This window comes from Pauljensenia sp. C0170B5, from assembly GCF_056590195.1.
Map to the genome: position 1 here is coordinate 39,996 of NZ_JBWPVR010000006.1, position 13,054 is coordinate 53,049.

Consider the following 13,054-nt stretch of genomic DNA (forward strand, 5'->3'; position numbering starts at 1 on the left):
TCGTTCAGCCAGCGTCAGGCTCAAATCCGGGGCGATACCAGTCGCCCGACCGCCCGCCAGCCTTGTGGATGATCTGGCAGTTGGTGATTCTGGCTGAACGATCAACGCCTTTCACCATGTCAATAATCGCCAATGCGGCCACCGAAACAGCGGTAAGCGCCTCCATCTCCACTCCCGTGCGATCTGCAGTTCGGACCGTTGCGCGAATCAGCACCCGGTCCGCGCCCAGTTCAAGATCCACTTCGCAGCCGTGCACGCCGATGACATGAGCCAACGGCAGCAAGTCAGGCACCTTCTTTGCCGCCGCGATTCCCGCAATGCGCGCCACTGCCAGCACATCGCCCTTGGGGACGGTTCCGTCGCGCAGCGTCTGCATGATCTTCGGTGAGCACTCAACCTCGCCAATAGCTGTTGCTTCTCGAACGGTTGGCTTCTTGGCGGTGACGTCCACCATGAAAGCACTGCCGTCTTCATTCAGATGCGTCAGTTTCATCGCGCCCTCCCTAACCACATCACATCAACCAGATCGCCAGCCTCCACCTTCGCACGTTCAGCCGGCACGCGCGCCAGACCGGCTGCACCGGCAAGGGAGGCCACAAAATGAGACTTCGAGCCGCCGTGGCTGGACGGGTAGATCAGCACGCCATCAGGTGCGACAGTGCCACGCTCGTCCCTGTTGCACTCCCCAATCGTAACTTTCCGCTCGCGGGCAGTGACCGGCAGAAACTGTACGCGGCCAGGTTTGCGTGACCAACCGGTACCTGCGCGAACCGTGGTAAACAGTGCATCAAAATCGACGGGAGGCTCACCGGCGAGCGCGCGCATCAGCGGCACGGCAAACAGGTGCCAGGAGACGAAAACGCTGACGGGATTGCCAGGCAGGCACAGAATCGGGATGCGGCGCGCAGAATGACCCGCAGGCTCGAGCACACCACATCCCTGGGGCTTACCCGGCTGCATCCCCACCTTCACGAACTCCACGCCGTATGCCCGCAAAGCGGCTTTGACCACGTCAAACGCGCCGGCCGAAACGCCGCCTGCCGTGATGAGCAGGTCAACCTGGTCGAGGATATCCTGCAGATCCCTCATGAAATCTTCCACTGTATCGGCGTGGAATGCGCGGACCAACGGCACCGCACCGGCTTCACGGACCATGCCTGCCAGCAGGATTGAGTTGGAGTCCGGGATCTGCCCGAGGGCAAGGTCAGCTCCAGCCTCGCGCAGCTCCTCCCCCGTCGTGATCACTCCGACACGCACCTGTGAACGTACCGCCACCTGCCCGTATCCCACAGAGACGAGGGCGGACAGGTGAGCTGCGGTCAGGTGCGTTCCTGAAGGATAGAGCAGGTCGCCCTCGTTGATGTCCTCACCGCGTCTGCGCACATTTGCGCCTGCAGGAACTGTCGCGGTTGGAACAATCCGGGCGGGCGGATCTGGCGCCATGTTGGCTCCGGCATCCTGTGTGTTTTCAACCGGGATCACCGCGTCGGCGCCCTCCGGCATCGGCGCACCTGTCATGATGCGTATGGCGCAGCACGCGGGAAGAACTGGAATATCAGTGCGGCCGGCGGGAATATCGTCTGAGACACGCAGTGCGTGGCCCTCGCGTACCTCGTCAGCACGCACGGCAAAACCGTCCATCGCGGAGTTTGTGAACGGTGGGACGGCGAAGCGTGCGCGGATGTCCTCAACCAGAACTCGCCCCAGAGCTTCGTCGATGGGAACAGTACTTTCCGGAAGAGGCTCGCCCAAGGCCACCACGTCGCGATAATGATCGGCAACGTCTTTCATCTGCTTGTTCCTTTCTTCTGCGCGTGCGGTTCCTTACGGCATTTCAGGCTTACTCCGGGTGACCGGAGATGCGCGTTGAAGTCCGCCGCTTAAATGTCATGTCCCGTAGTTGCCCCGCAGCTGTGTCGATGAACGCGACACGTCCCAGCAGGAGCTGCCCGTATCCGGCGGCAAGTTTAGTCACCTCTCCTACCATAAGGGATCCGACCATCCCGGTAATCGGACCGATGATAGGCGAGCTCGCTCCCTCTGGGACCACGTCTTCTCGCGGCGCGCACGCATACAGGTCAGTGAGGCGAACCTCGACGGGTACGCCCGCTGTACGCGCAGCAGGACCGCTCCAGAAGGTTGAGACTTGCCCGGCAGCTCCCAGCACGGATCCCCACACTTCAGGTTTACCCAAGCGTGTGGCCGCCGCGTCGATAAGGTAACGGGTGGCGAAATTGTCCGTGGCGTCAACAATGATGTCGAATGGCTCGAACAGGTCATCAACATTTTCAGCCGTCAGGCGCAGGTGGTAACACGTCACGTCCACGTCCGGATTGAGATCAGCGATCCGTCGCGCTGCACTGTCTGTTTTCGCTTGTCCGAGCTCGCTCATGGAGTGAATGACCTGGCGATGCAGATTCGACGTATCCAGTACATCGGAATCCACGATGCCGATGTGACCAATGCCGGCACCTGCCAGATACATCAGCACCGGCGAGCCGAGCCCTCCGGCCCCGATCACCAAAACCGACGTGCCCAGCAGTCGGCGCTGGCCTTCTTCTCCCATGCCGTCGAGCAACATCGGGCGCGCATAGCGTTCGCGTTGTTCGTCGGTCAGTGCCGTGCCGGCTCTTCCAAGCGCTGTGATCATCACCCACCTACTGTACGCGAGTCGAATTGCTGATGAACTGGCGCTGCAACGCTTACCGTGTCAGACCAGTCGCCCTCGGACATGCGCGTAAGAAAACGCGGAGCAGCGGTGCCCGACGGACGGGTTGTTGGCCGCTTCGAGGCGCGTGAGTATGATTGCCTTCATGCCTCATGTTGCGGTGGTCACGATATCTGACAGGTCTGCGGCCGGAGTGCGAACCGACCGTTCCGGGCCGCTCGCACAGAAATTGCTGAGCGAATATGCGCAAGTCAGCGGTGTGGTCATCGTCCCTGACGACGCTGACGCAATTACCGCCGCGATCAGGGATGCTGTTGCCGGCGGAGCCAACGTCGTGTTCACCACGGGCGGCACAGGCTTTTCCACGCGTGACGTCACTCCCGAGGCGACCATGCCACTGTTGTCGAAGCGGGCCGAGGGCGTCGAGGCGGCTTTGCGTTCCAATCCGGAGGTTCCAGCTGCCGCGTTGTCACGCGGGGTGTCAGGCGTCATCGAGTGTGAGGGGCGGCGCGCTTTCGTTGTCAATGCTCCTGGGTCAACGGGCGGAGTGCGCGATGCTGTGGCCGTAGTCGGCCCGCTGATCTCGCACATCACCGAGCAACTTGCTGACGCTGACCACACGGCGCCCGCCGAGCAGATCGGCCAGTCGGCTCATCAGCGTGCCACCCATGCGATCCAGAGCCGCGGGGTCAGCGACGGTTCAGATGCGCGCGTTGTGATCGCAGAAGTCACGGATCAGCCTATCGATGTGACCGCGTTGCAGGAAGCGGTGCGCGATTCTCAAGCAGGTGCCGTGGTTCTTTTTGATGGCCGGGTGCGCAACCATGATGACGGCAAGGGCGTGGTGTCGATTGACTATGAAGCGCATCCCGATGCCGGCATAGTGATTGAACGGATTGCCCGAAGATGTGCGCACGGGTCAGGTGCGATCAAGCTGGCGGTTCAGCATCGCTACGGTCACCTTGAGGTGGGTGACGTGGCGTTTGCGGCTGCGGCGTCGGCGGCGCACCGGCGCGAGGCGTTCGCCCTGCTGGAAAGTGCGGTTGAACAGGTCAAAGCCGAGTTGCCGGTGTGGAAAAAGCAGGAGTTTGTCGACGGCTCACACGAGTGGACAGGCAGCGCGTAGGGAACGTAGGGTGCGAAGGCTGCGCGCGTGACGCACAGGTCCCGTCCTCGCTCTATCCAACAGCTGCGCACGTGGCGCGAAGTCTCGAGCTACCGGAATCCTGACGGCGTGCGTGTGCCAACAGCTGCGCCCGTGGCGCGGAGTCAGAATTATCCGCCGGCAAATGGTGGCAGCACTTCGATCTGAATGTTGTCTCCGAGCTGACAACGCTCCGCCTCGCTGATGGTCTGGCCGTCGATAATCAGAGCACACACCCCGACGAGGTCTGCAAAATGCGCTGACTTTCCTACGGCTAAGCAGGCCCGCAATTCGGCCGCGTCTATTGACTGCGGCACGTCAACAGTTTCGGTGCGCGTGCCAGCTGCTTCTGCTGCACCAGCGAAGTACGTGACGTGAGCTCGAGTCATTTATCCTCCGATCGCGCTCATGGGGCGGCGCGGTTTCAAGAAGTCTGGGTCATTGATCCCGTGACCCGGTTGTTTACCCCACATGGCAAGTCGCCACGTCTGCGCGATGTCCTCGTCGGTGGCGCCTGTGCGCATCATCGTGCGCACATCAGTTTCTGAGCGGGCAAAAAGACAGGTTCGGATATTCCCATCTGCGGTCAGGCGTGTGCGGTCACATTCGCCACAGAAAGGTCGTGTCACTGACGCAATGATGCCGAATCTGCCGCCTGGGTGATCGGCACCCGACATCACATCCCACTCTTCTGCCGGGGAGGCTCCTCGTTCCCGATCGGGCCGATGAGCCAAATCAAAGTGTGGGCGCAATGTGTCCAGAATGTCGTCGCGAGTGATCATATCTTCGCACTTCCACGATCCGCGCGGTCCAAGTGGCATGAATTCGATAAAACGCAGTTCGTATCCGTTACGCAGCGCGTGCCGAAGCAGCTCTGGCGCCTGATCCTCGTTCACACCCGGCATCAGCAGCGCGTTCAACTTGACTGGACGAAGGCCGGCCTGGGCAGCCGCAGCAGCTCCCTGAACCGCATCATCGAATCGGTCCCGTCGGGTCATCATGCGATAGCCCTGGCGAGTCGCCGAATCCATTGAAATGTTGACTCGCTGAAGGCCAGCGCGCGCCAGAGCTTCAGCTCGGTGCGTCAGGCCCAGACCATTGGTCGTCATGGATAGATCTGGCCGCGTCCCTTTCCAGGTACACAAACTCGCCGCGTATGACACAAGTTCTTCCAGGCTGCGGCGCATCAACGGCTCGCCGCCGGTGAAGCGTATTTTTTCTATTCCGCACTGCTGAACGCCAATATGGATCATCCGTTTGATTTCATCATCTGTGAGGATTCGGTCAGGGGAAGAAAACTCCACACCTTCTGCAGGCATGCAGTACTGGCATCGCAAATCACACCTGTCAGTTACCGAGATGCGTAGATCTCTGGCGACTCGCCCAAACTGATCGAGTAACACGGGAACATCCGGGCGCTTTGCCGGATCAAGACGTGCCTGCATCAGTGGCATATTCAATGCGATGCCCAAGAAACCTCCTCCGCAATGCACCTAGTGTAAGGAGCCTAGTTTAGCAGCGCAGATCAGCGAACTCTTTGCGCACAACTAAGGCAGTCTGCTCGGCATCAAAGATCAGACCGCGCCTCCCGCCCGTCATCGGAAAGCAGGTATTCTTCGAGCGTTGCGACTTCTTCCCACGTGTCCACGTCAAACCCGCATTGCGACTGATCCGGTACGCCGACAAGATGCGCATCTGAAAACGCTCGCCGCAAGGACTTGTTGCGCACGTGATCGCGCATGACATCTTGCAGGAATTCGGATCGATAGATTCCCTGGGTGAGTTGCAGAATGTCGCCTTCTGGCGTGTGCTGAACCGGTACTGCACCGTCGCATGATTCTGCTTCGAACGCTTCTAGCAGCGCCGGGAATAATCGCGCCGACAGTGGTGCATCACACGTCATGAATGCCACGAGGGCGCCCTCGTCAATCGTGAGCGCATGGAATCCCGCAGCATAACCGGCCAGCGGCCCGCCAAAAGGCGGATCCTCGAGTATGCGAATGACGCTGGGCGGCACTGACACTTCGGGGGGCGCCACGACGACGATGCGTGCGCGAGGGGCGGTGCGGCTGATTTCGGCAAGCGCATGATCGAGAAGCCTCTTTCCCGCGACCATCACGTCCGGTTTGGACACTCCACCCATGCGGGCTGCGGTTCCGCCTGCCAGCACGAGAACGCCTGCAAGATGATGCATGCTCATGTCGGGCTCCCCTTGTTGGCCATGCGCAGTGGACATGCGGGCAGGCTCAGTAGTGGCTTTGGGTTGCGAACTGTCACGTTCATGTTACCTTCCCGGCTGAGGACCAATCCGGGAAAACTCCTTGGTCGCGTGTCATCTGACCAATCCGAAGATGGACACCGTCCAATCATGAAAATGTACTCAGCGCCGTGCCACCATCCAGGCATCTCCATAAGGAGCAGAGCGAAATCTAGGACGCTCCAGTACAGGGCACTGATCGTCCCCCGATACGCCCACCACAACGCATGGAACTCAAAAGCAACAGAAAATGTCCTATAACCTCAAAGGTTCCGGTGGCCTCACTCTTTTTCATATGCTGCCGTTCTTTCTTGAATGGCACGCAGCTTTTCATGATCGAATTTGGGCGTGCGATCGAAATTGACGATTCCGTTTTTCTCTTGGAAAACATCTGTCAGCTGGGTGTAGCAGTACCCAAACATGTTGCTGTCGCAGCTGAGAACTTGTACTAATCCCTCGAATCGTTCGTAAAACTCCTCCAGACTGTTCACCCTATCTCCGTAGCCCCACGATTCAGCTTGATCGTTGTTTCCTCGTCGATTTCTTGCCTCTTCCTCATTCCACCAGATGCCGCCAAATTCCGACACGAAGAAGGGCTGGCCGTCGTAATCAATCGAAAAACGCCCATCTGCAAAGGGCATCGTGTTGTCTTCCAAGACCACTCGATTGACATACGGTTTTCCGTCTTTCAAACCTGCTTGTTCACGTTTAAACGCTGCAGGATCTTGCTCATAAGAATGCGAATCATAGATATCTGCGCTGCGGACTCTGTGCGAATACCCGGATGCATCAAGCACGGGGCGAGTCGGATCTGCCAGCTTTGTGGCCCAGTACATTCCCTGCGTGACATCATCCAGCACTGTGATGTGATCATGCAGCACTTGGTGCGTCTCATTTAATGGGCACCATCCGATGATACTTGGGTGTGAAATATCCCGGTTAAGTGTTTCAATCCATTGCGTAACGAACGACGCAGTAGGCTCCTGATTGTATCCAAGAGGTCCTCGACCAGAAACTCCCCAGTCTCCGAATTCTCCCCAGAGAAGATAGCCGTACATATCGGCCCAAAACATCATGCGCTCTTCGAAAACCTTTTGATGAAGCCGCGCACCGTTAAACCCGGCAGAAAGAGCCAGTTGAATATCTTCGACAATTGCATCATCACTCGGTGCAGTCATCAAGGAATCTGGCCAATATCCCTGGTCCAGGACCAGTCTCTGGAAAATCTTCTTCCCATTTATCCGGAACTCGTTGCCCTTAATTGAGATAGAACGAAGACCGCAATACGACGAAATTTCATCCCTGATCGATCCGTCCTCGTTTGCCAGCAGTATCGTCAGTCGGTATAGTTCTGGATCTCCCGGTCCCCATATACGAACTTTTTCAGCAGGAATCTCCACTACGACTTTTGGAGATAGATCCTTCCCAACTGCTACGTGGGCCGACGCGACAAAGTCTCCCTCAGGCTCACTCACAACGACCTTCAGTTGACCATCACATACGCTCCTCGAAACCGAAGCTGTCACTTCAAAGCTCTGCGTTCCCATATTCGGAAACACCTTAACTGACTTAATATGCTCCCGCGGGACGCCTTCCAGCCAAACAGTCTGCCAAATTCCTGTCGTACGCGTGTATTGGCAGTGTGTCGAGTCATACCACGTAGCCTGCTTTCCGCGAGCCTGAGGCATGCCGCGTAAGTCGCGAGCTCGAACAACAACAGTCGCCTCTTCACCGGCACCAACCACACCATCCAAGTCTGCGTCGAATGGTGTAAAGCCGCCCCGATGCCGTGCCACCTCGACTCCGTTAACCCAAACCGTCGTATCGTGATCGACCGCTCCGAAATGCAAAACCGGTCGGATATCATCGTCTTTCCATTCGGATGGAACTGTCAGCGTTTTTCTATACCAGACCGCGTTCAAGAAATCAGTGTTTTCAATTCCCGACATTTTCGACTCAGGCGCAAATGGGACTTCGATAGAATCAGCTAACTGCCGATCCAGCAAACCCCGCTCACGGCCAGAGTCTCCAGGGTCAACCTCAAATTCCCATTGACCATTGAGATTGACCCAATTCTTCCGAGCAAACTGAGGTCTAGGGTGTTCAGGCTTACATGACCCACTCTCCTTATCTGCGGGCCCATCTAGGAGTGCGGCCAATTTTCTTGCTCTTTCACGCACGTCATCCAGAGATGTTTTTTTCTCAGCCTGCTTATTCACCATTTCAAATTCCTCTCATATTTCAATCGGCAAATTGTGAAATTCTTTAGCTATCTCACGATGATTCTCTAATGATCATTTCATGTTGAACCACAAAAGAAATGCCAGGCCCCACAGTAGTAACCGAGCTATAACTTGCCCTCTCCAGAAATCGGTCATCACCAACTGCCAGAAACAATGCAAGACGTGCAAGGGAGTCCAAATCAGGAGAAATAGTAGTAAGTGAGGGCAACGAGCTTTCACTCTCTGGAATATTGTCCCACCCGGCTACACGCACTGTCTCACCGACCCGAATGCGTTGTTCACGAAATGCATCCATAGCACCCAGGGCAAGAAGATCATTTCCTCCAATAACGACATCTCCAACTTTCCCCAGGGATTTTTCGGACTGGATCAATTGTTTTGTCAACCGATATCCCTCTTCGCGACTCCATTCCGCACTGGAGACGAACAACCTCCTATCAGGAGAAATCTGCGCTTTGTCCAACTCGGCGGCGACGCCTATGAGGCGTTCAGATCCGGTGGACGACGCACCATGTTGAGCCCCTAAGAAAACAACTCTCTGCGTGTTCTTTCCGATTAGATGCCTTGTCAGTTCAGCAGCACTAGCCACGTTGTCAATCGATACGTGATGCATTGCCCCACGATCGGTAACTGCTTCGCCTAGAAGAACAACCGGCATATCATCTCGTTTTACTAGACGCTTCGTCGTATCGGGTAAAGTTGGAGAAATAATCAAGGCATCTATTGATCGTGATAATTGGCCTAACACATAGCGACGCTCTATTTCACCATGTTGTCCACTCAATTCAATTTCTATAGTATAATCTGCTTGATTTGCAATGATATGAAACTTTTCTGCCAACCTTGCGAAATATGGGTTAGTCAAATGTGGTATTACAAGCCCTATTCTTCTGGTGGCATGACCTCTAATATCGCGCGCGGAAAAATTCGGAATGTAGTTGAGATCTTTCACTGCGGCCATTACTCGATCTTTGGTGTCAGGGCTGACGCATGGTCTTCCGTGCATGACATTCGATACCGTTTTCCACGACACACCTGCGCGCGCTGCCACGTCTTTGATGGTTGCTCTTTTCACTTTAGGGCAGGTACTCCTGGTTCTCTAGGCGCTCATCAATGAGCGACATTCAGACTCTCCTCGCTGCTGTTTCATTTGACCTCACTGCAGTCAAGTGCCATACTCTCACGTGAGAATTCAATCTGCAATCCCATTGCAGCTTTTCCGCCAATCAACGTTGATCAGGAAGGTGGCATGTTTGGCCGTGGATGATCAGGACAATATGCTTTCTAGCAGTGGAATCTCACGGCGCTCTTTTATAAAGGGTTCCGCTTTAGGCTTGTTCGGTTTGGGTCTTAGTGCACTCGGCTTAACATCCGGTCTTTCTGGTTGCTCGTCTTCAGCATCGCAGAAAGTAACGGTGAGCGTGTGGGACTTGTTCAGCGGAGCGGATGGCGCGAATACGCGCGCGATGATCGAGTCAATCGTCCAAGAACATCCTGGCCTATTCGTTGCTCCCACTACTCTCAGCTGGGGAAACCCTTATTACACCAAGTTGGCGATGGCATCGGCTTCTGGCGCACCACCTAGCACTGCGATCATGCACGTTTCGCGCATGCCTGGTTTCGCACCTGGAGGCCTTATTGAGCCGTGGGACATGAAGCTGTTTCAAGAATTTGACGTAGGTCCGGAGTACTTTACTGATGCGCTATTTGGCGCAGGAACATACGAAGGCAAGCAGTTCGCTATTCCTCTCGACACCCATCCTTTTATTACTTTCTACGACCAGGATGTCGCAGACAAGGCCGGTGTGCTCGGCTCCGATGGACGACTCAAGGTCGATTCAGCCGAGGCCTTTTATGAAGTCGGCGTCAAACTGGGTGAGGTTATCGGTGGCCCGGGCGTGGCGTTCGGTTTCCAACTCGACACTGCGCAAGCATGGCGTCTTTTCTGGGGACTTTATAACCAAACCGGTGGTGGATATGATTTTTCTGCCGGACAGCGGGCACAGCTGGACATTGACAAAGCGGCCCAAGTAGTTGAGGCCGTTCACATGTGGATGGACGGCAAGTGCATGGCAAAAGACCAAGACTATGGCGGAGCTTTATCTGCTTTTAACGGAGGCAGGAATGCTCTGATTTTCTCCGGGGTTTGGGAGTTAAACGGATTCATTGAAAACGTACCTGCGCTTGCAGCCTCACCGACTCCCACTATGTTTGGTCAACCTGCCAACTACGCCGACTCGCATACCTACGTTTTGCCGACTAATCGCCGCATGACTGACGATCTTCGCCAAAAGACCTATGAATTCGTTGCAGCAATGCTGAAGTTGGGCGACCGCTGGGGCAAAGCCGGCCACATTCCTGGATATCTGCCTTCTCAGGAAAAGCCGGACTATCAGAAACTAGAGCTGCAAAATCAATATGCAGATGCAGCACAGACCGTGATCTTTGATCCACCTGTCTGGTATGCCGGGGCAGGAACTGACTTCCAAAATCGCATGTGCCAACACCTGATTGAAGGATTCCGAGGCACCACCGAGCCAAAACGAGTAATCGAGCAAATGCTTGAGACCGCATCGTCAATTGCCCAGCAACCTAATCCAACCGAGTAAAGATCGTCATGAAAACACAATCAAAACTAGCTTCCCGCGGAACAGTTTGGTTCGCACTTCCGTATATGGTCGTATTTACTCTTTTCCTGATTACTCCTATTATCTGGGGAATTTGGATGAGCTTCACGAACCAATCGCTAGCCTCACGAAACGTTAAGTTCGTAGGTCTTCAGAATTATATTGAAACCCTCACAAGCGCCGAAATGTGGTCCAGCCTTGGTAATACTATCTTTTTCACCCTCATTTCGACCATCCCTCTGGTGATGCTCTCCTTCATCCTCGCTTACCTCGTTGTCACAGGTTTACCTGGCCAATGGCTCTGGAGACTCACATTCTTCGCTCCGTACCTCCTGCCGGTATCTGTCGTTACCGCGATGTGGGGAGTGATGTATGCAAATGACTTTGGATTTATCAACGGGCTTTTACAGCATCTGGGAATTGATCAAATCGGCTGGCTCAGCGACAAACAAGTGGCAATGTGGTCAATTGCCCTTACGACCGTGTGGTGGACCATAGGATTCAATTTCCTCCTATACCTGTCAGCACTGCAAAACATACCCGATCAAATCTACGAAGCAGCGCAAGTTGACGGCGCTGGATCATGGAGACGTTTGATCTCAGTGACACTGCCCCTTATGAAGTCGACAACAATCATGATCGTCCTATTGCAGATTCTTGCATCGCTTAAAGTCTTCGATCAGATTTTCCTGATGACCGCTGGTGGACCAGATGGTGCGACACGTTCGATTATTCAGTACATATATGATGTCGGCTTCAGCGGATACCGCGTCGGGTACGCTTCAGCTGTTTCTTATGTTTTCTTTGCTCTGATCGTGCTTGTGTCAATCATTCAAATCACCATCGTTAATCACAAACCAGAGGAGCAACGATGAGCACTACCCAAACTGCTAACAAAATTGGTATGAACGATTTATCTCAGACGTCATCGACGCGTCGTTCTCCCCGCTTGGTTAAGTCTTCTGAAAACTCTAAGGCGCGTTCCTTAACACTGGGAAATTCTGCGGCAGCGCAAATTTCTGCTTTTGCAGCACTAGCAATTGCCGCTTTGGCATGGGCCATACCAATTCTTTTTGCGCTTCAGATGTCTTTCAAAAAGGAAACCGATGCCTCTGCGGCACCCCTTCAGTTCTGGCCTTCGCAAGGATGGACTTTTGAAAACTACATAGCGGTGTTTAAAGCAGGTGATATTCCATTATGGTTGTGGAATTCCTTCATCGTTTCTGCAGCCGTCACCCTCATTACGCTTCTTGTTTCTGTTCCAGCAGCGTACGTGTTTTCTCGTCATGACTTTCCGGGTAGAAAGATATTCTTCGCGTTGACAGTTGCTGCGATCATGGTTCCGCCACAGATCCTCATTGTTCCGCTATTCGAACAGATGAGGTTTATGCGACTGTCAGACACCTTGGCAGGTGTTGCGTTGCCACAAGTGGTGGCACCGTTAATGGTTATCGTGATGAAGAACTTCTTCGATCAGCTGCCCGTAGAGCTAGAGGAAGCTGCCCGTCTAGATGGTGCCTCGAACTTCAAGATTCTCACTTCTGTGGTTCTTCCGCTATCTCGCTCGATTGTTGTAGCCGTGGCCATCTTTGTTTTTATTGGATGCTGGAACAATTTCCTTTGGCCATTTATCATTACGAACTCGCCTGACCTCATGACGATCCCCGTTGGTCTGGGTACTGTCAAGAACGCCTATGGCGTGCAATACGCTCAGGGGATGGCTAGTGCTGTCATAGGCGCCTTGCCTCTTGTCATCGTATTTATGATTTTCCAACGTCAGATTGTCAAAGGATTCGCAACAACAGGAATGGGCGGGCAATAGGAACGAAGCAAGCAAGATTGTCAAGTGTCGTGGGCCTGGTTCCACTTCTTGTTCTGAAGTCTCCAGCCGAGGGACTTAAGTTGTTCATTGCTGATCTTCCTGCCTAACTGACGATTTTGCGACTAAACGAATCAGTCCCAAACACGGCAAAGAACCACAGCAAGTGCGCGCCTAGGTAGTTGCCGGCTAACAGCCACAGTTCATTGTGCTGTGTCTGACTTAGACCGGCGCTGCACCTAGGTCGAAAGCACGTGTCGGATGTCTGCGCGTGGCCACGTCGTCGCAGGAGAGCA

General features: G+C 54.8%; 12 protein-coding genes. 4 read left to right on the forward strand and 8 right to left on the reverse strand.

Annotation, left to right across the window (positions count from 1 at the left end):
- Positions 1-4: 4 nt before the first annotated feature.
- The 3 genes from moaC to AC1EJZ_RS08120 are packed head-to-tail and all read right to left on the reverse strand — an operon-like array spanning position 5 to position 2,650.
- Positions 5-493 (reverse strand): cyclic pyranopterin monophosphate synthase MoaC, encoded by a 489-nt coding sequence (gene moaC / locus AC1EJZ_RS08110; RefSeq protein WP_058236293.1) that lies wholly within the window; start codon positions 491-493, stop codon positions 5-7.
- Positions 490-1,791: a molybdopterin molybdotransferase MoeA gene (locus AC1EJZ_RS08115; protein WP_480294525.1), complete on the reverse strand. Its 1,302-nt coding sequence runs from the start codon at positions 1,789-1,791 to the stop codon at positions 490-492. Before AC1EJZ_RS08115 ends, moaC begins: the two co-directional genes overlap by 4 nt.
- Before the next feature lie 49 nt (positions 1,792-1,840).
- Complete coding sequence (locus AC1EJZ_RS08120) at positions 1,841-2,650, reverse strand: HesA/MoeB/ThiF family protein (protein ID WP_480294554.1); 810 nt, start codon at positions 2,648-2,650, stop codon at positions 1,841-1,843.
- 163 nt (positions 2,651-2,813) lie between these two features.
- Between AC1EJZ_RS08120 and AC1EJZ_RS08125 the strand changes: the two genes are divergently transcribed.
- Positions 2,814-3,794: a molybdenum cofactor biosynthesis protein MoaE gene (locus AC1EJZ_RS08125; protein WP_257590391.1), complete on the forward strand. Its 981-nt coding sequence runs from the start codon at positions 2,814-2,816 to the stop codon at positions 3,792-3,794.
- Between the two features lie 149 nt (positions 3,795-3,943).
- Here AC1EJZ_RS08125 and AC1EJZ_RS08130 read toward each other — a convergent pair whose 3' ends face one another.
- From AC1EJZ_RS08130 to AC1EJZ_RS08150, 5 genes are all read right to left on the reverse strand, one after another.
- A complete protein-coding gene (locus AC1EJZ_RS08130; RefSeq protein ID WP_058236289.1) occupies positions 3,944-4,201 on the reverse strand; it encodes a MoaD/ThiS family protein in 258 nt (85 codons plus the stop codon).
- Positions 4,202-5,284 carry a GTP 3',8-cyclase MoaA gene (moaA, locus tag AC1EJZ_RS08135; protein WP_480294527.1) on the reverse strand — a complete coding sequence of 361 codons (1,083 nt, stop codon included), beginning with the start codon at positions 5,282-5,284 and terminating at the stop codon, positions 4,202-4,204.
- A gap of 95 nt (positions 5,285-5,379) precedes the next feature.
- Positions 5,380-6,012 (reverse strand): molybdenum cofactor guanylyltransferase, encoded by a 633-nt coding sequence (mobA, locus tag AC1EJZ_RS08140; RefSeq protein ID WP_257590389.1) that lies wholly within the window; start codon positions 6,010-6,012, stop codon positions 5,380-5,382.
- Between the two features lie 338 nt (positions 6,013-6,350).
- Positions 6,351-8,291, reverse strand: coding sequence for a glycoside hydrolase family 2 protein (locus AC1EJZ_RS08145; protein ID WP_082628476.1), 1,941 nt, complete (start codon positions 8,289-8,291; stop codon positions 6,351-6,353).
- 52 nt (positions 8,292-8,343) lie between these two features.
- Entirely contained in the window at positions 8,344-9,387 is a 1,044-nt protein-coding gene (locus tag AC1EJZ_RS08150; protein ID WP_074026145.1) for a LacI family DNA-binding transcriptional regulator, read from the reverse strand.
- Between the two features lie 184 nt (positions 9,388-9,571).
- Between AC1EJZ_RS08150 and AC1EJZ_RS08155 the strand changes: the two genes are divergently transcribed.
- The 3 genes from AC1EJZ_RS08155 to AC1EJZ_RS08165 are packed head-to-tail and all read left to right on the forward strand — an operon-like array spanning position 9,572 to position 12,761.
- On the forward strand, positions 9,572-10,921 hold the full coding sequence (locus AC1EJZ_RS08155; RefSeq protein ID WP_082628475.1) for an ABC transporter substrate-binding protein: 1,350 nt from the start codon (positions 9,572-9,574) through the stop codon (positions 10,919-10,921).
- A gap of 8 nt (positions 10,922-10,929) precedes the next feature.
- On the forward strand, positions 10,930-11,814 hold the full coding sequence (locus AC1EJZ_RS08160) for a carbohydrate ABC transporter permease (RefSeq protein ID WP_058236285.1): 885 nt from the start codon (positions 10,930-10,932) through the stop codon (positions 11,812-11,814).
- Positions 11,811-12,761, forward strand: coding sequence for a carbohydrate ABC transporter permease (locus AC1EJZ_RS08165; protein WP_070725063.1), 951 nt, complete (start codon positions 11,811-11,813; stop codon positions 12,759-12,761). The genes AC1EJZ_RS08160 and AC1EJZ_RS08165 overlap by 4 nt, the downstream gene beginning before the upstream one ends.
- The last annotated feature ends 293 nt before the right edge of the window (positions 12,762-13,054 follow it).

Bases quoted from the DNA above. Each gene is read 5' to 3' on its own strand.
- mobA (WP_257590389.1), bottom strand. From the start codon at position 6,012: ATGAGCATGCATCATCTTGCAGGCGTTCTCGTGCTGGCAGGCGGAACC.
- AC1EJZ_RS08125 (WP_257590391.1), top strand. From the start codon at position 2,814: ATGCCTCATGTTGCGGTGGTCACGATATCTGACAGGTCTGCGGCCGGA.
- AC1EJZ_RS08165 (WP_070725063.1), top strand. From the start codon at position 11,811: ATGAGCACTACCCAAACTGCTAACAAAATTGGTATGAACGATTTATCT.
- AC1EJZ_RS08115 (WP_480294525.1), bottom strand. From the start codon at position 1,791: ATGAAAGACGTTGCCGATCATTATCGCGACGTGGTGGCCTTGGGCGAG.
- AC1EJZ_RS08145 (WP_082628476.1), bottom strand. From the start codon at position 8,291: ATGGTGAATAAGCAGGCTGAGAAAAAAACATCTCTGGATGACGTGCGT.
- AC1EJZ_RS08130 (WP_058236289.1), bottom strand. From the start codon at position 4,201: ATGACTCGAGCTCACGTCACGTACTTCGCTGGTGCAGCAGAAGCAGCT.
- moaC (WP_058236293.1), bottom strand. From the start codon at position 493: ATGAAACTGACGCATCTGAATGAAGACGGCAGTGCTTTCATGGTGGAC.
- AC1EJZ_RS08120 (WP_480294554.1), bottom strand. From the start codon at position 2,650: ATGATCACAGCGCTTGGAAGAGCCGGCACGGCACTGACCGACGAACAA.
- AC1EJZ_RS08160 (WP_058236285.1), top strand. From the start codon at position 10,930: ATGAAAACACAATCAAAACTAGCTTCCCGCGGAACAGTTTGGTTCGCA.